Genomic DNA, 21613 nt, shown 5'->3' on the forward strand with positions numbered 1-21613 from the left:
GTTGCGACACGGTCACGGATGCATACCTATCGATTCATCAGTGGTCACATGTGCCCCGTTGATCACTATCGTCACATGAGCCAACTAAGGACGATGTCCTACCCCTCGAAAGGTGTTCCATGTCGGCGTTTCTGCGAAGTGTGTCGCTCACGATGGCGTCGGCGGCCGCTGTCGGATTCGTCCTCGTGGTCGGGCCCGCGCCGCCTGCACACGCCACACCGTGTGGGGCGCCCGAAGCGAATGTGGACCCTCCCGCTCCGCCGGTGGCGATGCCCGCGCCGCAGCCGGTCGTCCAGCCGCCGACCGGGCGCAGGCCCACCCACACGAATGATCAGGCGCCGCTGCCGCGGCTGGGTCCGCTGATCTCGTCCCTGCTCAAGCCGGCCGCGCCGGGCCGGCAGTACTCCGCGCCGGTGCACCCGCGAGTCGAAGGGCCGGGAGCCGATCCGGCCGCGCCGATGTACCCGCAAGCCGAGGTGTTGCCGCCCGGCCCCAATCCGCCCCCACCCGGGGTCCCCGCGCTGCCGCCGAATGCCAACCAGCTGCGTCCCAACGCCGCGCCGATTCCGCAGCCGCAGCCCGAGCCGGGACCGCCGCCTCCTTCGATCGCCGGAGCGCCGACGTCCCTGGTCGATTGGGTGACCGGACCTAACGGTCCGAACAAAACCCTGCAACGTTTCAGCATCTCCGGTACCGACCTCGGGATCGCCTGGGACAACGGCGATCCCGCCAACCGTCAGGTTCTGATGGCCTTCGGCGACACCTTCGGCTATTGCAAGGTGCACGGCCAGCAGTGGCGTTACAACACCCTGTTCCGCAGCAACGACCACGACCTGTCCAAGGGGATTCACATCGCCGACGGTTCCCCCAACGACAAGTACTCCGGGTCGCCGGTGTGGGCGCCCGGGCTGTCCAAGCAGGTCGTCAACACCATCCACAAGGCGGCCCACGAGACGGGAATCATTCCGACCGCGGCGATGTCGATGGGCCGGACCCAGTACATGAGCTACATGTCGATCCGCCAGTGGGGCCGCGACGGTGAGTGGTCGACCAACTACTCCGCGATCGCCAGATCCAACGACAACGGCCAGAACTGGGGGATCTTCCCGACCACCATTCGGACGGCCTCACCGGATGCCATACCTGGAGCCGGGTTCACGCCGGGAAACGAAAACTTCCAGATGGGCGCGTTCCTGAAGGGGAACGACGGCTACCTCTACCAGTTCGGCACCCCGTCGGGACGTGGCGGCGCGGCATTTTTGTCCCGCGTCCCGCCGAACCAATTGCCCGACCTGACCAAGTACCAGTACTGGAACGGCGACAACGGCGGCCATTGGGTCGCGAACAATCCGGGCGCGGCGACGCCGATCTTCCCGGGACCCGTCGGCGAAATGTCGGCTCAGTACAACAGTTATCTCAAGCAGTACCTGGTGCTCTACACCGACGGCGGCAGCAACGACGTGGTGGCACGGACAGCACCGACGCCGCAAGGGCCGTGGAGTCCCGAGCAACCGCTGGTGTCGTCCTTCCAGATGCCCGGTGGCATCTATGCGCCGATGATCCATCCCTGGTCGTCAGGACGAGACCTGTACTTCAACCTGTCGTTGTGGTCGGCATACGACGTGATGCTGATGCACACCGTGCTGCCGTAAAGCGTTGCCACCGAACAACGATGGCCGAGTGAGAGGAGGGCGATGATGATCGCCTTGGAGTATCACGACAACTGTTGCGGCCTCGCCGACCCGCTCACTCCTCTCGCGGCGGCGGCGTTACCCGACGGCGTGCCCAGTTCGTCGGCGGGCGCGGCCAGCCGGGGCGAAGACCTCGACGGCGCGCAGGCCCACACGGTGTTCGACGGTCATCGTCCGGACTTCTGGACGGTGGGCAGGCCGGGCCTGCGAGACATCGAGGTGTGCATCGAAGGGACCCGCGCGGACGGCGCGATCAGCCTGGGCCTGGTGGTCAACGGCCTGGACTGCAGTGGTGTTCCGATTGACCAGGCGCTTTCGCTCGCAGACGCCCGGGGGGATGCGGGCGTCTGCGGCGTTAGCTGCCGGGGAGGCGGACACCTCAAAGCCAGTTAGCCGATGGCTCAGCGCTTTTCGAGGCCCGCCGGCACCGATCTGCGTCATGGGGTGTCGGTCACGGCGGCGGCGGGAACCACCGCTTGCCATCCGTGGTCCACCCGCACGGCAGGTAGTTCCAGTGTGCCGGCGGGGTGGGGTCGAAGCTCAGGCACTTCGGTGCATATAACGACGGCGCGGGAGGGGGCGGCGGTGCCGGTTGGTCCTCGGCGCTCGCGGTAGCCCCGCTGAGCGTCACGGCCCCAGCGGCCATCAGTGTCGCGACTAGCTTCCGCATCGCAGGCTCGGCAGGTCTTATGCCCCAACGAAGCGACGGGCGCTACGTTTCTTCCCTCACATGCACGGTGTTGATGCTAGTCCTCTTTTCCGGCTTTCGCGTGGAACTCGAACGGCTGCCGCCGGGCAAGGGGGCGGGCGCACGGCGGGACGGCCACATGCGCCGTGGCGGCCGGTTTCGCTGCCCGCTGTCCTGGCGAGGGCGCGGGACACTAGACGAAGTCGATGAACACAAGCTGGACACGGCGTCACAACGAAAAGTACGATCGTGGTCTGATCATCTACTTGTAGAGCGGGGATTTTCTTGCGGCACAAAGCCGTGCAAGCAGGAGCATTGCAATGAGGTCTCTCGAGGGGAGCTCACCGCCGGTGTTTGCGGTGAGCGCCTGTGGAACCGCTCTGCGCCGCCCGAGGCACGCGCTGGTTGCGGGCGGCCACTTCAGACACGGTCGGTCCTTGCTCGCCGCGCTCATCGCCGAGCAGACCCGTCAAGACAGCTGGCGCGCAATCGAAGTCATTGCGGATACGCATAATCGCCGCGTCGAGTCATACCTGCAGCGTCGACGGCATCGTCCGTGGCGCAACCGGGGATCCTAACCTTTCGAGATTGACCCTTTCATGTCGTGAGCGGCGTTGCGCTACAACGCCGGCGGGGTCGGCTATCGCAACGGCCGAAAACTGCCATAGCCACGTCGCGGGGTTCTCGGAGCCGCCGCCCGAGATCCGGTCACGGGTCGCGATTCATCGAATCACGTTGCGAATCAACAACTAACGCCTCAACACGCGGCCGCTCGCGACACACGCGGAGCCGGTCAGTATTGCGGCCCCTGGGCACCGAAAGCGAATCGGGCCGCGCAATGCCCAGGGCGCGAATATTTTTCGGATCATTGGACGGGTGCTGCGGTCATGCACGTTGCACATGTACGGCCGTCACACCGCTAATCAGGGTGGATAACAATGGATTTCGGATGTTTACCGCCAGAGGTCAACTCCGGCCGGATGTACGTCGGCCCCGGCGCCGGGCCGATGCTGGCTGCCGCAGCGGCGTGGGATGGGTTGGCCGTCCAACTGCACTCCGCGGCGGCGTCGTACGAGTCGGTGATCGCGAGCCTGACAGGTGACTGGCGAGGCACCTCGTCGGGCATGATGGCGGCGGCCGCAGCGCCGTATGCCGCGTGGATGAGCGCGACCGCCGTGCAAGCCGAACAGGCCGCGGATCAGGCGCGAGTGGCGGTATCCGCCTATGAAGCCGCGTTCGCCGCGACCGTGCCGCCCCCGGTCGTCGCCGCCAACCGTGCCCGGTTGATGGCGCTGATCGCGACGAACCTCCTCGGTCAAAACACTTCGGCGATCATGGCCACCGAGGCCGAGTACGCCGAGATGTGGGCCCAGGATGCCGCGGCGATGTACGGCTATGCCGGTTCCTCGGCGGCCGCCGCGCAAATGACCCTGTTCGATCCGGCGCCGCGGACAACCAACCCGGCCGGGACGGCGGCACAGGCCGCCGCCGTCACCAACGCCGTCGGCGGGTCGGTCGCGACCAACACGCAATCGGCTCTGCCGCAACTGATGTCCGTCGTGCCGCAATCGCTGCAGAGCCTGACCACGCCTGCTGCTGCTGCCGACCCCCCGTCGCTGCTGTCGGCGCTCGACTCGGCGCTCACGGGTCCGCTGGGTCCCGTGTCGCTCTTCGGCATCGGGGGCAGCCCTTATCTGCTGGGCGTCGAAAACTATCTGGTGCCACAAAACGTGGCCAATGTGACCAGTGCCAGGCAGCGGCTGGACCGCGACCGACTCAAGCTGGCCCAGCTCGGCGGCGGGGCCGAGCCGGGCAACGGCGTGGTCGGCTCACCGAGGCCCGGTGGTGCCGAAGTTCCAACGGGAATGGGCCGAGCGGCCGTGGTCGGGCGCCTGTCGGTGCCGCAGGGATGGGCCGCCGCCGCCCCGGAAGTTCGGCCGGTCGCCATGGTGTTGCCACAAACCACAGTCGCCGGTGCGCCGGCCGCACTGGCGGCAGAGGGGCAGGGGTCGCTGTTCGGCAACATGGCCGCTTCGGGTCTGGCCGGGCGTGCCGTGGCCGCCGCCGGTGGTGGTTCTTCTCGCGGAATGAGCCTCGGGGGCAGCGCATTCGGGCGGGCGGCAACTACCGCCACCATCATCGTCATCAACGCCGACGACGCGCGGGACTAGCTGCCGTCACCAATATCGAGGAGCAGCAATGGATTTTGGAGCCTTACCCCCGGAGATCAACTCCGCTCGGATGTATGCCGGTCCCGGTTCGGGGCCGATGTTGGCCGCCGCGTCGGCGTGGGATGGCTTGGCCGCTCAGCTGCACTCTGCGGCGGCATCGTACGACGCGGTGATTTCCAACCTGGCCAGCGGTTGGCAGGGGCCGTCGTCGGCGGCCATGGCGGCCGCGGTTGCACCCTACGTGGAGTGGATGAGCGTCACCGCCGCGCAGGCCGAGCAGGCCGCCTCGCGGGCCAGGGCGGCGGTGGCCGCCTACGAGACCGCGTTCACGGCGACGGTGCCCCCGGTGGCGATCGCGGAGAACCGCAGCCGGCTGGCGGCACTGGTGGCGACCAATGTGCTGGGCCACAACGCTGCCGCGATCGCGGCCACGGAGGCGGAGTACGGGCGGATGTGGGCGCAAGACGCCGCGGTGATGTACGGCTACGCCGGATCCTCGGCGACCGCCGCGCAGATGACGCCGTTCGATTCGGCGCCCCAAACCACCAATCCCGCGGGAGCGGTCGGTCAATCGGGCGCCGTCGCCCAGGCCGCCGGCGCCGCTCCCGCCAACGCGCAATCCGCCCTGTCGCAGCTGATGTCCTCGACGCCGCGAACCTTGCAAAGCCTGGCAGCGCCGGCTGCATCCCCCGCAGCGGATCCGTCGTCGTTGGCGACATGGCTGAACAACCTGAACTCCACACCGCTGGCGCGGATCGCCGCGAACGTCGAGTTCGTCACCAAAGCCATTCGTCCGGTGAACGACACGCTGCTCAGCCTGAGCTTGGGCCTGGTGGTGACGGCACGGACCTGGAGCGACACGGCCGTCGACCTGGAGGGACCGCTGTTCGCCGCGCTCGGTTCGAGCACGCAGGCGGGCGCGGCGGCCGGCGCGTCCGCCGTGTCCGCAAGTGTCGGCAGCGCGGGGCTGGCAGGAGCGCTATCCGTGCCGCCGAGCTGGGCGGTGGCCAGCCCGGGGATCAAGTTGGCCGCCACCGTGCTGGAGTGCACCAGCGCGGCGGCCGCGCCGACGGTCGTGGCGAGCGCGAGTGGTCTCGCTGGCGAAATTGCCCTGGCGGCCTTGGCCGGAAGCGCCCTGGGTGGTGCGGTGCCCCGCGGGATCACCGGAACCGCCCTGCGGGGGGTGGGACGCCGCCCCTCGGACGAGGGCGCCGACACGCCGGACAAGCTGAAGACCGTCCTGGCGGAGCTGCAACAGGCGCCCGAGGCGGTTCAGCACTGGCACACCGACAAGGCGCATCTGGAAAGCCTTTTAGACCAGCTGGCCAAGAAACCGGGCGTCCATGCCGTGCACGTGTCCTCCGCCGAGAAGTCCAAGGCCACACCGCCCCGGGCCACCTGGGGTTAGCCGCACCGGGGCCAGGCCTGTGGCGCCGTTAGGCGGCGTTGTGGCGATCCCACGGGCCGCACGCCGCCGCCGCGCGGGCGCTCGCCGGCAGCTGAGATACCGGGGCCAGGGCGGCGTCGCCGATTCGCGTGCGACGGGCCGCGGTGCGACGGATCCACCAGGCGGCCGTCATGGCGACGCCGGTGAGCGCCAGCGTCGCGACGATAACCACGTCTCCCAAGGCGAGCAACACGATGAAGCCCGCGGTGAGCCACAGTGTCTTGGCAATCAGGTAACGGACACCGGAGCGTTCGCCCGAAAGGGTCTGCCGCATGTCGGCCTCGCTAGATGTCACGGGCCACCGCTCGATCAGTGGCTAGCTCCTACAACCCCTAAGCCGTCGCAGGGCTGCCCGATTCGGCGGCGAGGTGACCCAACTCACCATTCGCTGCTCGCGCCGGCGCGACGTTGGTTTGCCAACGCGGCAAGGCCTAAGCCGAGGAACAGCGCTGCGCCGCCGCCGGTGATGACGGCGCCGGCCGGGGGCAGCGTCCGGCGTTGGACGCCGCGTAGCGCCGCGATGACGTCCAGGGCGTCGGTGAGCAGCCCAAGTTGTAGCGCGCGGGTGCGCAACCGGGGAGAGGCATCCGTGACGGCGAGGGCCAGCGTCAGTTCGCGAGACCCGAACAGCTGGGTGGTGAAGGGCTGCCGCTCGGCGCCGGCCAGTCCAAACAGGCGCGCGGCCTTGGCTGGAGCCGCCCATGCGGTCACGCCGGTGGCGAATCGCAGCGCGGCGAATGTCGGGATGAGGACGCGGTTCGGTGCGGTGGTCATCAGACCATCCTGTTCCACTGTGCGGCCGATGCACACCCCGAAATGCCCCGACTGCCGCCCGAGGACGAATGCCGTTGCCGGACAGTGAGTTAGCGCGGACTCGTGGTGATCGGGCAGGACGAGTGGCATGCGCTGCACCGTCACACACCGGCTACGGTGCCCCTGTTCAGAGTCGGTTGATGGTTGACGGAGTGGTTCCGGTTGATCCTTGACACTCTTGTTGTGGTTTAGGTCGATGCGCTGGTGCGCATGGCCCGTTTGATTCGTACCTCGCCGGCGCTGCGTCGGGCGGCGGTTTTGACCAATTGATCGCCGACCCAGAACCGCAGCAGCGCGCCGTCGACGTGGACATCGCAGCGCGCACCTGCGTAGTAGCGCCCGATACTGACCTGCTGCCAGGCCACGCACACCACCCCGTTGGTCGTCACCCGACGACTGATCCAGTCATCACCGCTGCGGTCCGCAGTGGCGGTGGCGGCGTTCGTCGGTGCCAATGCAGGTGCCCCGGCGTGGAACCGCTGTGCCGGTGTGGCCATCTTCAGCGCCTGGTGCGGCCGGTTGGTGTTGTAGTCCTCCACCCACTCATCAAGGGCCTGCTGCGCCACCTTCAAATTGGTGAAAGATGAGCTGTTGCTGAGGAATTCAGCGCGCAGGCTGCGGTGAAACCGCTCAATTTTTCCAGTAGTCGTCGGCGAACGTGGCTGGGTCAGTAGATGCTCGATGCCCTGCTCGCGACAGATTGCCTCGAACAACACCTCGGTCGGCGGATGATTGAACCGGCCCGTGAAGACCTTGCCGTTATCGGTCAAAATCTGCTCAGGGGCCCCGTAGGTGGCCAACGCGCCACGCAACCCCTCACAGACCGCCCGCGTGCGCTCGCGGGCCATCAACCGCGCGCACACGCACATCCGCGAATGATCATCAATCCCGGTCAGCGCTTTGGCGCAGCTGCCATCAGCCAACGGAAATCCGCCCACGATGTCCATCTGCCACAGCTCCATCGGCGCTCCGCGCTCCCAGCGTTTCCACTTGCGCGAGCGCCGATCCCGCGCCGATGGATCGATCATCTCAGCGCGCACCAACGCCCGATACACCGCCGACGATGACGGCACCGGAGACACCTTGCGTTTGGCCAACTCGAACACCAACCGCCGCGGCCCCCAATACGGGCGCGAGCGCCGCAACTCCAACAACACCGCCTCCACCGACGCCGGCATCTGATGCGGACACCTCACCGGCCGATGCGACCGGTCCACCAGCCCCTCAAGACCCTCGGCCTCATAGCGGGCTAACCACGAGTGCAGCGTCTGACGCGACACCCCCACCTTCTCGGCAACCTGCGAGATCGACAACCCATCACTGATCACCGCCAACACGGCCACATACCGCTGCTCGGCCACGCTCAACTCCCTCATCTAGGGAGTGTCAAGGATCAGCCGAAACCGCTGTCAAGGATCAACCGAAACGCTGTCAGGCATCACCCGGAACTGAAATGTCAAGCATCACCCGAGGTCACACATATAGGTTTGTGCCCCCGGCAGGATTCGAACCTGCGACACCGGCTTTAGGAGAGCCGTGCTCTATCCCCTGAGCTACGAGGGCGGACGGGCCTGAGCTTACCGGCAGGGCGGCCGCGAAATCACCGCGGCGGTCAGCGCAGTTCGGCGATCACCTTCGAGAAGTTCTCGATGTTGTTGTCCTGCACGGTGAAGGACGACACGCCGTACTTCTCCCGGTACGCGGACAAGGTGTCGGCGATCTCGCGCGGCGAACCGCTGAGCACCGAGGGCTGCGACAGGATCTGCTCGTCGGACAGATCCGGTGAGTAACTGCGGGTCAGCTTGAGGTCCGGCTCCGTCTCCCCGGTCCGCGGCATCGCAGTGATGGCCAGGTTCAGCTCCAGCGAGTCGAACCGATCTCCGGCGGCCTTGCGGACGAAGTCGACCCGCTCGGCGAACGGATCCTCGACGTCGCGCACCCTGGATCCGGTCAGCCCGATGATGTCGGCGTTGCGGGCGGCGATGGTCAGCACCCGGTCGCCGTTGCCGGCGATGATCAGCGGCGTCGACGGGTGATGTTCCTTCAGATAGCCGGTCATGTGTTCGAGGTAGTCGACCCGCTCGCGGGCGCTGGGATACGGGATCTCCGCGGCTTCGAACTCCTCGCGGACGTAACCGGTGCCAAGGCCGATCTCGAGGCGGCCGTCGCTGAGCAGATCCAGCGCTTGCATGTCCCGGCTGAGCAGGGCCGGCTTGTAGAACGCGGAATTGAGCACATACATGCTCAGCCGCAGCGTCGTGGTGACCATCGCGACGGCGGTCAGTGTCGGGAAGGGCGCGGCGGCGCCCAAATGGTCGGGCACACAAAGAATGTCGAAGCCGGCGTCTTCGGCACGCTTGGCCTTATCCAGCAGGGCCTCGCGCGACTTGAAGAACCGCATGCTCATTCCGAAGCGAAAATCCTTGGCCACCAACACTCTCCGTTCAACGATGCGATATCGACCAACTGCGGGCGGCGTCGGCCAACCCCTGGATCAGGGCGCTGGTGACCGACGACAAACCGTCGTCGCCCGGCAGCGGGCTGCGCGGGCTGATCCCGCGGACCCGCGCCGAGAGCTCCAGCTGGGTTCCGCCCCCGCGGACCCGGTTCACCGGGTTGCGCGGGTGCAGGCCCCGCAATTCCGGCGGGATGTCGTCGAGGTCGGTGATCAGCTGGTAGCCGGCCAGCCGGATGTGCTGGGTCAGGTGCGCGGCCAGCGCCCGGTTACGGCCCCCGGCCAGTAGCTGGGTGCTGCGTCCGTCACGGCCATACCCGTGCAGCGAGACCGCGACGTCGACATGGTCGAGGAACTCGGCGAGCAACGGTGACTCGGCCGGATCGAACAGCGCCGACGCCAGGTGGTGCGGGTAGTGATCGGGGTGGCGCACCACGTAGACCGACGCACCGGCCGCCTCGGCGGCGCGCTCGGCGATCACGTCGGTCATCTCTTCCAGGCCGCCGCCATGGATCGCCAAAAAGCCGAAACGCGAACGCAATTGGCTGCTCTCGGTCACGCCGGGCTCGCTCAGCAGCGCCGAAAGTGATTGCGGCCCAGGCCGGGACGTCGACGCTTTCGGGCGGGGCCAGCCGGCCGGGTCCCAGCGGCGCAGGAAGTCGACCCAGCGTTGCGGCAACCCGTGCTGGGTGGCGCCGTCGATGATCTTGGGCAGGTAGCCCGGCCGGGGCGGGCCCGGCGTCACCCGGTGGTCGATGTACACCCAGGCCGGCGCCGGTCCGTCGTCGGTGTGCACGGTCATTTCGTCGCGCCGGTAGCGCACCGGCACACCCTCGGCGCTGTCCAACGTCGCCAAGTCACCGTCGGAGATCTGCCAGACCACCCCGTACACCCGGTTACCCGCCAGCGGTTCGACGGTGGCCACGCCGCGCTGATTGATCAGCCAGTCGTGATCGGCCAGCACCGCCGGCCGCGGATGCGCGGCGTCGGGGCAGCGTTGCGCCATCTGCCGGACGCATAGGTTCGACCCGTATGCGAAGTAAAGATGCCGGCGGGCCGGCATTCAGCCGGTCACCGTCAGCCAGATGAGCACCACGTTAAGCAGACTAATCAATACGCCGACCGCCCAGCCGAGAATGGTGGTGATGCGGTGATTGACGTCGCCGCCCATCAGGGCGCGGTCGCTGGTGAGCTTGATCAAGGGCAGCACCGCAAAAGGTATTCCGAACGACAACACCACCTGGGACAGCACCAGCGCGCGGGTGGGATCGAACCCCACCGCCAGGATCACCAGGGCGGGCACCAGCGTGACCACCCGGCGCAGCACCATCGGAACCGACCGGTGCAACAACCCCTGCATGATCATGGCGCCGGCGTAGGCGCCCACCGACGACGACGCCAGACCCGAGGCGAGCAGCCCGATCGCGAACAGCACGGCGATGGTCGCGCCCAGCGTGTTGTGGATCGCGGAGTAGGCGCCCTCGATGGAGGCACTCACGTCGCGGTGCTGCAGGTTGATCGCGGCGATGATCAGCATCACGGCGTTCACCGTGCCCGCCACCGTCATCGCCAGCACTACATCCCAGCGGGTGACGCGCAGCAGCAGGCGCCGATGCGATCCCTCGTCGGGATGCCCGTGCCGGTCCAACACCAGGCCCGAATGCATGTAGACCGCGTGCGGCATGACGGTGGCGCCCAGGATGGCGGCCGCCAACAGCACGCTTTCCGTGCCGCGGAACCGGGGCACCAGGCCGCCGAGCATCTCCTCCGGCGGGGCGGTCTTGACGAAGAAGCTCGCCGCGAACCCGATCGCGATCACCAGCAGCAGGCCGGTGATGACGCGCTCGAAGATGATTTGTCCGCGCCGGTCCTGAATCCCCAACAGCAGCAAGGCCACCAGGCCGGTGATCACCCCGCCGGCCAGCAGCGGCAAGCTGAACAGGATGTGCAAGGCGATGGCCCCGCCGACGACCTCGGCCGCGTCGGTGGCGATGGCCACGAGTTCGGCCTGAGCCCAGTAGACGAGCCGCGCCGGGCGGCCCATCCGCTTGCCGATCGTCGCGGGCAGGGAGCGCCCGGTGACCAGCCCCAGCTTCGCCGACAGGTACTGCACCAGCCCCGCCAGCACGTTGGCCGCCACGATGACCCACAACAGCAGATAGCCGTACTGCGAACCGGCGCTGACGTTGGCCGCGACGTTGCCGGGGTCGACGTAGGCGATCGCGGCGACGAACGCCGGCCCCAGCAAGTACCAGTTGCCCTTGAGCGAGCCCTGGGTGCGCTGCCCCAACCTGCCGACCTCGATTCACTTCACCGAATAAGAAAGTGAGGGTAGTCGAACATCTGGGCGCGACCCGCAGCGGCTAGGGCGTTTCCCGCTCTCGGCGTCACTGCGGAAGGTAGAGCCCCTTCCCGGTGACCAGCGGCAGGTCGAGGGTCGTCACGATGCCGGGCTGGGCGGCGACGACCGCCGGGATCGCGTTGACGACGCGCATCGCGGTGGCCACCAGGCCGGCGTGGTTGTGATCGCCCTTGCGGCTGCTCAGGCAGACGTCCATGGCGTAGGACGGTTCGCCGGTGATCTCGATGCGGTAGGAGCCGCCCTCCTGGGCCGGCTGCGGCCAGTCGGGGCACAGGTCCTCGCGCAGCCGGGTGACGTGTTCGAGGACGACGACGGGGTGGCCGTCGACCTTGCCGAACACCTCGAAGCGCAGCGCCGCGGCGGTGCCCTTGGCGATGTGACCCGAGGCGATGTCGAAGTCCTCGGGGGCCGGGATGCGAACGTAGTCCTGGGTGACCTCGTCGAGCGAAACGCCCAAACCCGCCGCGATCTGGCGGATCACCGATCCCCACGCCAGGCTGAGCACACCGGGTTGCAGCAGCATGGGGATGTCGTCCATCGGCTTGCCGAAGCCCATGACGTCGAACATGACCGCGGCGCTGTCGTAGGTGGCGTAGTCCACGATCTCCATGCACCGGATCTGCTGGACGCTCTGGCAGGTGCCGGCCAGCGCCAGCGGCAGCAGGTCGTTGGCGAAACCGGGATCGATGCCATTGACGAAGAGGCTCGAATTGCCTTGTTGCGCCGCATCTTCCAGTGGCTTGATGAGCTCCTCGGGGATCACCTGCCACGGGTACTGCAAGAAGACGGGGCCGCTGCCGACGATGTTGATTCCGGCCGCCAGGACGCGCCGGTAGTCCTCGAGCGCCTCGGGCAGCCGGTTGTCGGCCAGCGCGTTGTACACCGCGCACTGCGGCCCGGTGGCGAGCACGGCATCGAGGTCCGTGCTCGCCAGCACGCCGGTCGACTCCGTAAGTCCCGCAAGCTCCGCCGCGTCCTTACCGGCCTTGGCGTCGGACGACACCCAGACGCCTCTGAGTTCGAACTCCGGGTTGGTGATGAGCGCCCGCAGCGCGTGGATACCGACGTTGCCGGTGCCCAATTGGACGACGGGGATGGGCATGACGTGCTCCTCAGTGGTCGGGGGTCACAGATCCGGGACGGGGATGTCGAGGTTGGGGAAGGTCAGGCCGCCGTCGACCTCGAGCGTCTTGCCGGTCAGGAACTCACCGGCCGGCGACGCCAAATACACTGCGGCGGCAGCGATGTCGACGGGATCGCCGAGGCGGCGCATCGGTGTGGCCTTCTCCATCGGTGCCCGCAGCTCCTCGTTGGAGGCCACCACGTCGAGCGCGGAGGTCAGGATCGAGCCCGGGGCGATCGCGTTGACCCGGATGCGCGGGCACAGGTCCAGCGCCGCCGACCGGGTGTAGTGCGCCAGCGCGGCCTTGGCGGTGGCGTAGGCGGCGAAGCCGCGCCCGGCGAGCCGGCCCATCGTCGAGGTGATGTTGATGATGTTGCCGCCACCGGAGTGCTCCAGCATCAGCGGGACTGCCGCCAGCGTCAGCGCGTGGGCCGTGGCGACGTTGAAGGTGAACGCGTCCTTGAGGTCTTTGGTCGAGGTGGTCAGCAGCGTGTTCGGCATGGTCCCGCCGACGTTGTTGACGACGATGTCTAGTTTCCCGAAGGCCTCGACGGCCGCACCGGCGAGTTCCGCGGTGGCCTCTGGATGGGCCAGGTCGGCGGCCACCACGTGGGCCCGCCGCCCGACAGCACGGACCTGTTCGGCGACGGCTTCTAGTTGCGATTCCGTGCGCGAGGCGATGAGAACATCGGCGCCCGCCTCGGCGAAGGCCAGCGCGATGGCCGCGCCGAGGCCGCGGCCTGCACCGGTGATGACGGCGACTTTGTCGTCGAGACGGAACCTGTCAAGGATCATGGCGGCCTCTCATTGTTGCGGTGTCAGCCGACACGGTAGCAAGCCGCGCGGTCTCGGATCGGGCATTTCTGGAACAGGTTCTAGTTTTGCATACCGGCCTGTCGACGGGGCGCGAACAAGGGGTTTGGGTCGGTCCGGCGCAACGCGGCCGGCTCCGGGGGCCGCCGCGAAGCCATTCGCCCGCCGTTAACCTTGGTGCGGTTAGCTCAACGGTGACGATCATAGTTGGTGTCCACCGTGAGGAAGTAACTTGAGGCGCAACCGATTTGGTGCCGCATTGACTGTCCTGACGGCCGGTGCGCTGGTGTTGTCGGGCTGCGGGGACGGTGGCATCCGAGCCTGGGGGAGCGGGTCAACCCCGTCGGGCCAGGTCAGTTGCGGCGGAAAGCGGACCGTGAAGGCCAGCGGGTCGACCGCTCAGGCCAACGCGATGACCCGCTTCGTCGACGCGTTCGAGCGTGCCTGCCCGGGCCAGACGCTCAATTACACCCCGAACGGTTCGGGTGCGGGCATCGGTGAATTCACCGGCGGTCACACCGATTTCGGTGGTTCGGATTCACCCCTGTCGCCCATCGAATACTTTGCGGCCCAGACGCGATGCGGTTCGCCGGCGTGGAACCTCCCGGTGGTGTTCGGACCGATCGCCATCACCTACCACGTCCAGGGCGTCGACTCGCTGATCCTCGACGCCCCCACCCTCGCCAAGATCTTCAAGGGCGCGATCGCCGCCTGGAACGACCCCGCGATCCACGCGCTGAACCCCGGCGTCACGCTGCCCGCCGAGCCCATCCACGTCGTGTTCCGCAGCGACCAGTCCGGCACCACGGACAACTTCCAGAAGTACCTGGACTCCGCGTCGGGCGGGGTGTGGGACCGGGGCATCGGCAAACCCTTCAACGGTGGCGTCGGGGAGGGCGCCGACGGCAACGGCGGCGCATCGGCGGCGGTGCAGGCGACCGAGGGCGCGATCGGCTACAACGAATGGTCGTTCGCGTCCGCGCGGCGATTGAGCATGGCCAGGATCATCACGTCGGCCGGGCCGGACCCGGTGTCGATCAGCGCGGACTCGGTCGGCAAGACGATCTCCGGTGCCACCATGGCCGGCCGGGGCAACGACTTGGTGGTGGACACCTTCTCGTTCTACAAGCCGACCCGGCCCGGTTCCTATCCCATCGTGTTGGCCACCTACGAGATCGTGTGTTCGAAGTACCCCGACCCCCAGGCCGGCGCGGCGGTGAAGGCGTTTCTGCAGAGCACCATCGGGCGCGGGCAGAACGGCTTGGCGGAGAACGGATACATCCCGGTGCCGGCGTCGTTCAGGTCCCGGCTGGCGGGTGCCATCGACGCCATCGGGTGATGGGGCAACGGGGCGTTCGTCGGGCCCGCCCAGAGCCACCATTTCCTTTGCTGTCGCGCGCTTTCCAGATGGCATCGAGGTCGGCTCCCGCCCAGCCGACGCCGGTCACCGTCGCGTTAAACGCCGGTCGTCGAACAGTTTGCTCACAGTTAACCTTGTTACTGTTAGCTTCGTGGCTGCGAGACGGGCCGGCCGGGGCGCAACGTCACGGACCGGCGGCGATGCTGTTTCATCCCTACCGTAAGGAAGCGAATTGAAACTCAACCGATTTGGCGCCGTACTGAGTGTCCTGAGCGCCGCAGCGCTGGCGCTGTCCGGATGCGGAAGCGACAACAACGGGACCGGCGCGAGTGCGACCAGTGGATCCGCGTCGGGCAAGGTGAGCTGCGGCGGGGCGAAAACCCTCAAGGCCAGCGGTTCGACGGCTCAGGCCAACGCGATGACCCGCTTCGTCAACGCGTTCGAGCAGGCCTGCCCCGGACAGACGCTGAACTACACGGCCAACGGATCGGGTGCGGGAATCAGCGAATTCAACGGAAAGCAAACGGATTTCGGTGGTTCGGATTCGCCGTTGGCGCCGAATGAATACGCCGCGGCGCAACAACGTTGCGGTTCACCGGCGCTGAATCTGCCCGTGGTCTTCGGTCCGATCGCCATCACCTACAACGTCGCGGGCGTGACCTCGCTGAGCCTGAACGGCGCGACGGCGGCCAAGATCTTCAACGGCGCGATCACTACGTGGAACGACCCCGCGATCCAGGCGCTCAACCCCGGCGTCACGCTGCCCGCCGAGCCGATCCACGTGGTATTCCGCAACGACGAATCCGGCACCACGGACAACTTCCAGAAGTACCTCGACGCCGCCGCCGACGGTGCGTGGGGCAAGGGCGCCGGTAAGACCTTCAAGGGCGGTGTCGGCGAGGGCGCCAAGGGCAACGACGGCACCTCGGCGGCGATCAAGGCCACCGAAGGGTCCATCACCTACAACGAGTGGTCGTTCGCCCAGGCGCAGAAACTGAACATGGCCAAGATCATCACCTCGGCCGGTCCGGACGCGGTGTCGATCAGCGCCGACTCGGTGGGCAAGACGATCGCCGGCGCCAAGATCGCGGGCCAGGGTAACGACCTGGTGCTCGACACGCTCTCGTTCTACAAGCCGACCCAGGCCGGTTCCTACCCGATCGTGCTGGCCACCTACGAGATCGTGTGCTCGAAGTATCCCGACGCCCAGATCGGCACCGCGGTCAAGGCGTTCCTGCAGAGCACCATCGGCGCCGGACAGAATGGCCTGGCCGACAACGGCTACATCCCGATCCCTGACGCGTTCAAAGCGAGGTTGTCTGCTTCGATCAACGCGATCACATAACCTGAGGTGGTCGTGACACGAGGAACAGCAATCGACCCGTCGATTACGGAGAAGCCGGCACTCACAGCGCTGAGTGAGCACGTGGGACGGCGGGCCGATCGGCTGTTCAAGTTGGCCGCCGCCGCCGCCGGTTCGACGATCGTGGTCGCGATCCTGTTGATCGCGGTGTTCCTGTTGTTGCGTGCCGTCCCGTCGCTGCGCGTCAACCACGCGAACTTCTTCACCAGTGCCAAATTCAGCACCAGCGACCCGCACCACCTCGCGTTCGGCATCCGCGACCTGCTGATGGTCACGGTGCTCAGTTCGCTGAGCGCGCTGGCGCTGGCCGTGCCCGTCGCGGTGGGCATCGCCGTGTTCCTCACCCAGTACGCACCCAAGCGGCTGGCGCGTCCCTTCGGGGCGGTGGTGGATCTGCTCGCCGCCGTGCCGTCGATCGTCTTCGGGCTGTGGGGCATTTTCGTGCTCGCGCCGCGTATCGAGCCGGTGGCGGCGTACCTCAATCGCCACCTCGGATGGTTTTTTCTGTTCAAGCAGGGCAACGTCTCGTTGGCCGGCGGTGGCACCATCTTCACCGCCGCCGTGGTGCTCTCGGTGATGATCCTGCCGATCGTCACGTCCGTCTCGCGCGAGGTTTTTCGGCAGACCCCGCACATCCAGATGGAAGCGGCCCAGGCACTGGGCGCCACCAAATGGGAAGTGGTCCGGATGACCGTGCTGCCGTTCGGCCGCAGCGGTGTGATCGCTGCCTCGATGCTCGGGTTGGGCCGGGCGCTGGGCGAGACCGTGGCGGTGCTGATCATCCTGCGTTCGGCCGCCCGCCCGGGTAACTGGTCCCTGTTCGACGGCGGCTACACGTTCGCCTCGAAGATCGCCTCGGCGGCCGCGGAATTCAGCGAGCCGTTACCCACCGGCGCGTATATCTCGGCGGGTTTCGCGCTGTTCGTCTTGACGTTCGTCGTCAACGCGCTCGCACGGGCGATCGCCGGCGGCAAGGTCAACGGATGACGCGCGCGGGAGAGCGGCGCGCATGAGCCGCGCCGGTGACGATGCAGAGCGAAGCGATGAGAAGGAGCGGCGCGCATGAGCGTTGAAGCGCTCGACCGCCCGGTCAAGGTCGAGGTGTTCAGGCCGCTGAGCTTTCGGCGCCGGATCACCAACAACGCCGCGACCCTCTTCTTCCTCGGCTCGTTCGGCGTCGCGCTCGTGCCGCTGATCTGGGTGTTGTGGATCGTCATCGAGCGCGGCTGGTACGCCGTGACGCGGTCCGGGTGGTGGACCCACTCGCTGCGCGGCGTGCTGCCGGAACAGTTCGCCGGCGGCGTCTATCACGCGCTGTACGGCACGCTGGTGCAGGCCGGGGTGGCCGCCGTGCTGGCCGTGCCGCTGGGCCTGATGACCGCGGTGTTTTTGGTCGAATACGGATCCGGGCGCCTGGTGCGGCTGACGACGTTCATGGTCGACGTGCTCGCCGGGGTGCCCTCGATCGTGGCGGCGCTGTTCATCTTCAGCCTCTGGATCGCCACCCTGGGTTTCCAGCAGAGTTCGTTCGCGGTGTCGCTGGCGCTGGTCTTGCTGATGCTGCCGGTGGTGGTGCGCTCCGCCGAGGAGATGCTGCGGCTGGTGCCCGACGACCTGCGTGAGGCCAGCTACGCGCTCGGTGTGTCCAAATGGAAGACGATCGTGCGGATCGTCTTCCCGATCGCTATGCCGGGCATCGTGTCCGGGATCCTGCTGTCCATCGCGCGGGTGATCGGCGAAACGGCGCCGGTGCTGGTGCTGGTCGGCTACAGCAGGTCGATCAACGTCGACATCTTCCACGGCAACATGGCTTCGCTGCCGTTGCTGATCTACACCGAACTCACCAACCCCGAGCACGCGGGCTTCCTGCGGATCTGGGGTGCGGCGCTGACGCTGATCATCATGGTCGCCGTGATCAACATCGTCGCCGCGCTGACCCGCTTCCTGGCCACGCGCAGGCGCTGACCGGGCTTACTTCGACGACGCTTTCGAGGCCGCCTTCTTGGCTGGAGCCTTCTTGGCGGCCGTCTTCTTCGCCGGGGCCTTCTTCGCCGCGGTCTTCTTGGCGGGCGCCTTTTTCGCGGGTGCCTTGCCGTTGCCCGAGCGCGCCTTGACGCTGGCCTCCAGCTTGGCCAGCAGGTCGGAGACGTCCTCGGTCTCGTCCAGCTCCTTCGGCTTCTCCTCGGTGGTAAACGCCTCTCCGCCTTCGAGTTTGGCTTGGACAAGCTCGTGCAGCTGCTCCTGGTAGTCGTCGTGGTAGCGGTCGGGATTGAACTCTTCGGCCATCGACTCCACCACCTGCCCGGCCATCTTGAGCTCGGCGGGCTTGACCTCGACCTTCTTGTCCAGGATCGGAAAGTCCGGGTCACGAATCTCGTCGGGCCACAACAGCGTGTGGATCACCATCACGTCGCGCTTGCCGAAGTCCTTGACCCGCAAGGCCGCCAGCCGGGTCTTGTTGCGCAGCGTGAAATGCACGATCGCCATCCGCTCGGTCTCCGCCAGCGTCTTGGCCAGCAGCACATAGGATTTCGACGACTTGGAGTCGGGCTCCAGGAAATAGCTGCGGTCGAACAACATCGGGTCCACGTCGCTGGCCGGCACGAACTCCAGCACCTCGATCTCGCGGCTGCGTTCCTCGGGCAGGGTGGCGATGTCGTCGTCGGTGATGATGACCATCTGGCCGTCGTCGGATTCGTAGGCGCGGGCGATGTCACGGAATTCGACGACTTCGCCGTCCACCTCGCACACGCGCTGGTATCGGATACGGCCGTTGTCCTTGGCGTGCACCTGATGGAATTTGATGTCGTGGTCCTGGGTGGCGCTGTACACCTTGACCGGGACGTTCACCAGCCCGAACGCGATGGAACCCTTCCAGATGGAGCGCATGCAAATCAGTATGCCCGGAGGGCCCAGGGCAAAACAGCACGACGGGGCTACGACCTTGGGCGGTTCGACGGGTTTGCGCGGCCCCGGGTTGCGCCCTAGCGGCGCGAAGCGGCGTCCAGCGCAGCCCGATCCGGCAGGTCGGCTCCCGCGCGGCCGACGGTGAGCGCCGCGCACGTGCTCGCCACCTCGAGTGCCGCCGTCAGCGTGCCCACGTCGATCCCCTGCAGCGCGGTGCGCCGGTCGCCGCCCAACGATCCCGATTCCCACAGCGCGTCGAGCAGGCCGGCCATGAAGGAGTCGCCGGCGCCGACCGTGTCGACCACGCGCGCCGCGCGCGTCGGCACCCGGGCGACCCCTGCCGCGCAGAAGGCCACCGCGCCGCGGTCGGCCATCGTCACCGCCACGACGGCGGGACCCAACCGCAGCCAGGTCTGGGCGATCTGCTCGGGCGGGTGCGCGGGATCGATCCAGCGCAGGTCCTCCTCGCTGACCTTGACGATGTCGCTGCGTTCGATGAGGTGCTCGATGCGCGCGACGGCCTGCTCCCGCTCGGCGATCAGCGACGGCCGCACGTTGGGATCGAACGTGACCGTGGCCGAGACGCGGTAGGCATCGATCAGCGCCGCCACCGCCAGGCAGCCCGGATCCTGCACGGCGGCAATCGATCCGGTATGGACGAACAGCGGCGGCGTGACGGGCGGCGTTCCGGAGAGCCGCCAGTCCAGATCGAACACGTAGTCGGCCGAGCCGTCTTCGGCGATCGTCGACCGCGCGGTCGCCGTGCGCTGCGCCGCCGCGCTATCCGAAAGCAGTTGCACGCCAGACGATTCCACGTAGTCGGCGATGCGTCGGCCGTATGCGTCGTCGGCGATGGAGGTCAGGAAGTCGACCTCGCGGCCCAGCCGGGCGAGCCCCACGGCGACGTTGAGCGGGCTGCCGCCGACGTGCTCGGCGCTGTCAACGATGTCGATCAGCGACTCGCCGATGACCAGCGCGCGGGTCATCGCACCAAGGCCTCCAGCGTCGCGCGGGCGCCCTTGTGGTGCAGCGAGTCCAGCGCCCAGTTATACGCCTGGACGAAGCGCGGCTGGTGCGCCAAATCGCCGAACACGGCGGCGATTTCGATGAACGCCGTGGGGTTCTCGTACTGCGAGCGCGCGATCGGGATCAACGAATCCGCCAGCTGATCCACCACCTCGTAGGGTTTGCCCCATTCGTCGGTGCCCTCGGCGTAACGAGCCCAGCTCGCCACCACCGCGGCCGCCACCCGGACCGGGCCGTCGCTGGCCAGGTTGTCGCAGATCACCGGGATCAGCCATTTCGGAATGCGATCCGACGAGTAGGCGCACAGCCGCGCCACGGTGTCGCGCACGCCCGGGTTGGAGAACCGCTCGACCAGCGTGCGGGTGTAGTCGTGCAGGTCGATTCCGGGCACCGGGGGCAGCGTCGGGATGGCCTCGGATTCGAAATAGGCGAGCAGGAATTCGGCGAACAACGGATCGCTCGCGGCCTCGTGAACGAACGTGAAGCCGCACAGATGAGCGAAGTAGGCCAGGCACTGATGCCCGGCGTTGAGCAGTCGCAGCTTCATCAGCTCGTACGGGGCGACATCGTCGACCAGCAGCACGCCCGCCTTTTCCAGCGGTGGCCTGCCGTCGGCGAAATCATCCTCGAGCACCCAGGCGGTGAACGGCTCGGCCACCACCGGCCACCGGTCGTTGATGCCGAAGTCGCGGCGTACCTCCGCCGCCATCTGCAGGGTCGTGGCCGGGGTGATCCGGTCGACCATCGAACTCGGGAACCGGGCCCGCTCGTCGATCCACTGTGCCAGCGTGGGGTCCCGGCTTTCGGCGTTCGCCAGGACGGCCCGCCGCGCGATCTCACCGTTGTTCTCGATGTTGTCGCACGACACGATCGTCGGCGCGGCCAGCCCGCGCCGCCGCCGCCGGTCCAGCGCCTCCACGATCAACGCGAAGGCGGGCCCGTCCGGGTCGCGATAGCCGCCCTCGGTGATGGTCAGCGAAATGATCCGGGTGGCCGGTGCCGCAAGCACTTCGGCCGCCGGCTCCGGATCGTCGGGGGCGTAGTGGTAGTCGATGATCGAGCCGATCACGTGGGCGTCCCGGCTGCCGTCGGGCTTTTCCAGGATCAGCGTGTAGAGCCCGTCCTGATCGGTGAGCACATCCCGCATCGTCCAATCGGCCGGCATCACCCCGACCCCGCAGATGCCCCACTCGCGCGCCAGGCCCTGCTGCAACAGCAGGTTGAGGTACGCGGCCTGATGCGCGCGGTGAAAATGGCCGGCGCCGATATGCGCGATGCCGACCGTCACGGCGCGGCGGTCATAGGTCGGCGCCTCGACCGGCAGCGTCGGGAGCGTCGCATTGTTCAGATCGATTCCGCCAGCCTCCATTGGCCAACTCCTCCCCGGGTCGGCG

20 protein-coding genes and 1 tRNA gene are annotated in these 21613 nt (G+C 67.4%); 8 read left to right on the forward strand and 13 right to left on the reverse strand.

The window, feature by feature from the left end:
* Positions 1-119: 119 nt before the first annotated feature.
* Entirely contained in the window at positions 120-1652 is a 1533-nt protein-coding gene (locus DQP57_RS09890; RefSeq protein WP_112632802.1) for a DUF4185 domain-containing protein, read from the forward strand.
* A gap of 45 nt (positions 1653-1697) precedes the next feature.
* Positions 1698-2084, forward strand: a complete 387-nt coding sequence (locus DQP57_RS09895) for a hypothetical protein (protein WP_112632855.1) — start codon at positions 1698-1700, stop codon at positions 2082-2084.
* Between the two features lie 58 nt (positions 2085-2142).
* On the opposite strand, the gene DQP57_RS27535 is transcribed toward DQP57_RS09895, so the two are convergent.
* Entirely contained in the window at positions 2143-2361 is a 219-nt protein-coding gene (locus DQP57_RS27535; RefSeq protein ID WP_112632803.1) for a hypothetical protein, read from the reverse strand.
* A 956-nt stretch (positions 2362-3317) separates the two neighbouring features.
* Between DQP57_RS27535 and DQP57_RS09905 the strand changes: the two genes are divergently transcribed.
* Positions 3318-4550 carry a PPE family protein gene (locus DQP57_RS09905; RefSeq protein WP_112632804.1) on the forward strand — a complete coding sequence of 411 codons (1233 nt, stop codon included), beginning with the start codon at positions 3318-3320 and terminating at the stop codon, positions 4548-4550.
* Positions 4551-4578: 28 nt separating this feature from the next.
* Positions 4579-5958 (forward strand): PPE family protein, encoded by a 1380-nt coding sequence (locus tag DQP57_RS09910; RefSeq protein ID WP_112632805.1) that lies wholly within the window; start codon positions 4579-4581, stop codon positions 5956-5958.
* Positions 5959-5986: 28 nt separating this feature from the next.
* Here the strand turns inward: DQP57_RS09910 and DQP57_RS09915 are convergent, their stop codons facing one another.
* The 9 genes from DQP57_RS09915 to DQP57_RS09955 all read right to left on the reverse strand — a co-directional run bounded on the left by DQP57_RS09915 (position 5987) and on the right by DQP57_RS09955 (position 13545).
* The gene (locus tag DQP57_RS09915; RefSeq protein WP_112632806.1) at positions 5987-6271 is read right to left on the reverse strand and encodes a hypothetical protein; all 285 of its coding nucleotides are present in this window, start codon (positions 6269-6271) and stop codon (positions 5987-5989) included.
* A 104-nt stretch (positions 6272-6375) separates the two neighbouring features.
* Complete coding sequence (locus tag DQP57_RS09920) at positions 6376-6771, reverse strand: hypothetical protein (protein WP_112632856.1); 396 nt, start codon at positions 6769-6771, stop codon at positions 6376-6378.
* A gap of 227 nt (positions 6772-6998) precedes the next feature.
* A complete protein-coding gene (locus DQP57_RS09925) occupies positions 6999-8186 on the reverse strand; it encodes an IS481 family transposase (protein ID WP_112632807.1) in 1188 nt (395 codons plus the stop codon).
* 114 nt (positions 8187-8300) lie between these two features.
* Positions 8301-8373, reverse strand: a tRNA-Arg gene (locus tag DQP57_RS09930).
* 49 nt (positions 8374-8422) lie between these two features.
* Positions 8423-9247, reverse strand: coding sequence for an LLM class F420-dependent oxidoreductase (locus DQP57_RS09935; protein ID WP_112632808.1), 825 nt, complete (start codon positions 9245-9247; stop codon positions 8423-8425).
* Positions 9248-9254: 7 nt separating this feature from the next.
* Complete coding sequence (locus tag DQP57_RS09940; protein WP_112632809.1) at positions 9255-10328, reverse strand: poly-gamma-glutamate hydrolase family protein; 1074 nt, start codon at positions 10326-10328, stop codon at positions 9255-9257.
* Positions 10329-11570 carry an Nramp family divalent metal transporter gene (locus DQP57_RS09945; RefSeq protein ID WP_205869089.1) on the reverse strand — a complete coding sequence of 414 codons (1242 nt, stop codon included), beginning with the start codon at positions 11568-11570 and terminating at the stop codon, positions 10329-10331. It abuts the gene before it with no gap.
* Positions 11571-11652: 82 nt separating this feature from the next.
* Positions 11653-12729, reverse strand: a complete 1077-nt coding sequence (locus DQP57_RS09950) for an NAD(P)H-dependent amine dehydrogenase family protein (RefSeq protein ID WP_112632811.1) — start codon at positions 12727-12729, stop codon at positions 11653-11655.
* Between the two features lie 24 nt (positions 12730-12753).
* Positions 12754-13545, reverse strand: coding sequence for an SDR family oxidoreductase (locus tag DQP57_RS09955; protein WP_112632812.1), 792 nt, complete (start codon positions 13543-13545; stop codon positions 12754-12756).
* 250 nt (positions 13546-13795) lie between these two features.
* Here DQP57_RS09955 and pstS (DQP57_RS09960) point away from each other — a divergent pair, with 250 nt between their 5' ends.
* From pstS (DQP57_RS09960) to pstA, 4 genes are all read left to right on the forward strand, one after another.
* Positions 13796-14902: a phosphate ABC transporter substrate-binding protein PstS gene (gene pstS / locus DQP57_RS09960; RefSeq protein ID WP_112632813.1), complete on the forward strand. Its 1107-nt coding sequence runs from the start codon at positions 13796-13798 to the stop codon at positions 14900-14902.
* Between the two features lie 253 nt (positions 14903-15155).
* Entirely contained in the window at positions 15156-16268 is a 1113-nt protein-coding gene (pstS, locus tag DQP57_RS09965; RefSeq protein ID WP_112632814.1) for a phosphate ABC transporter substrate-binding protein PstS, read from the forward strand.
* A 30-nt stretch (positions 16269-16298) separates the two neighbouring features.
* Entirely contained in the window at positions 16299-17273 is a 975-nt protein-coding gene (gene pstC / locus DQP57_RS09970) for a phosphate ABC transporter permease subunit PstC (RefSeq protein ID WP_430918719.1), read from the forward strand.
* A 75-nt stretch (positions 17274-17348) separates the two neighbouring features.
* On the forward strand, positions 17349-18251 hold the full coding sequence (gene pstA / locus DQP57_RS09975; protein WP_112632815.1) for a phosphate ABC transporter permease PstA: 903 nt from the start codon (positions 17349-17351) through the stop codon (positions 18249-18251).
* A gap of 6 nt (positions 18252-18257) precedes the next feature.
* Here the strand turns inward: pstA and DQP57_RS09980 are convergent, their stop codons facing one another.
* The 3 genes from DQP57_RS09980 to DQP57_RS09990 all read right to left on the reverse strand — a co-directional run bounded on the left by DQP57_RS09980 (position 18258) and on the right by DQP57_RS09990 (position 21588).
* The gene (locus DQP57_RS09980) at positions 18258-19175 is read right to left on the reverse strand and encodes a Ku protein (RefSeq protein ID WP_112632816.1); all 918 of its coding nucleotides are present in this window, start codon (positions 19173-19175) and stop codon (positions 18258-18260) included.
* A 95-nt stretch (positions 19176-19270) separates the two neighbouring features.
* Entirely contained in the window at positions 19271-20179 is a 909-nt protein-coding gene (locus DQP57_RS09985) for a carbohydrate kinase family protein (protein WP_112632817.1), read from the reverse strand.
* Positions 20176-21588: a mannitol dehydrogenase family protein gene (locus tag DQP57_RS09990; protein ID WP_112632818.1), complete on the reverse strand. Its 1413-nt coding sequence runs from the start codon at positions 21586-21588 to the stop codon at positions 20176-20178. The genes DQP57_RS09985 and DQP57_RS09990 overlap by 4 nt, the downstream gene beginning before the upstream one ends.
* Positions 21589-21613 lie beyond the last annotated feature (25 nt).

Origin of the sequence: Mycobacterium colombiense (assembly GCF_003284935.1) — a bacterium.
In the GTDB taxonomy this organism is placed as follows: domain Bacteria; phylum Actinomycetota; class Actinomycetes; order Mycobacteriales; family Mycobacteriaceae; genus Mycobacterium; species Mycobacterium arosiense_A.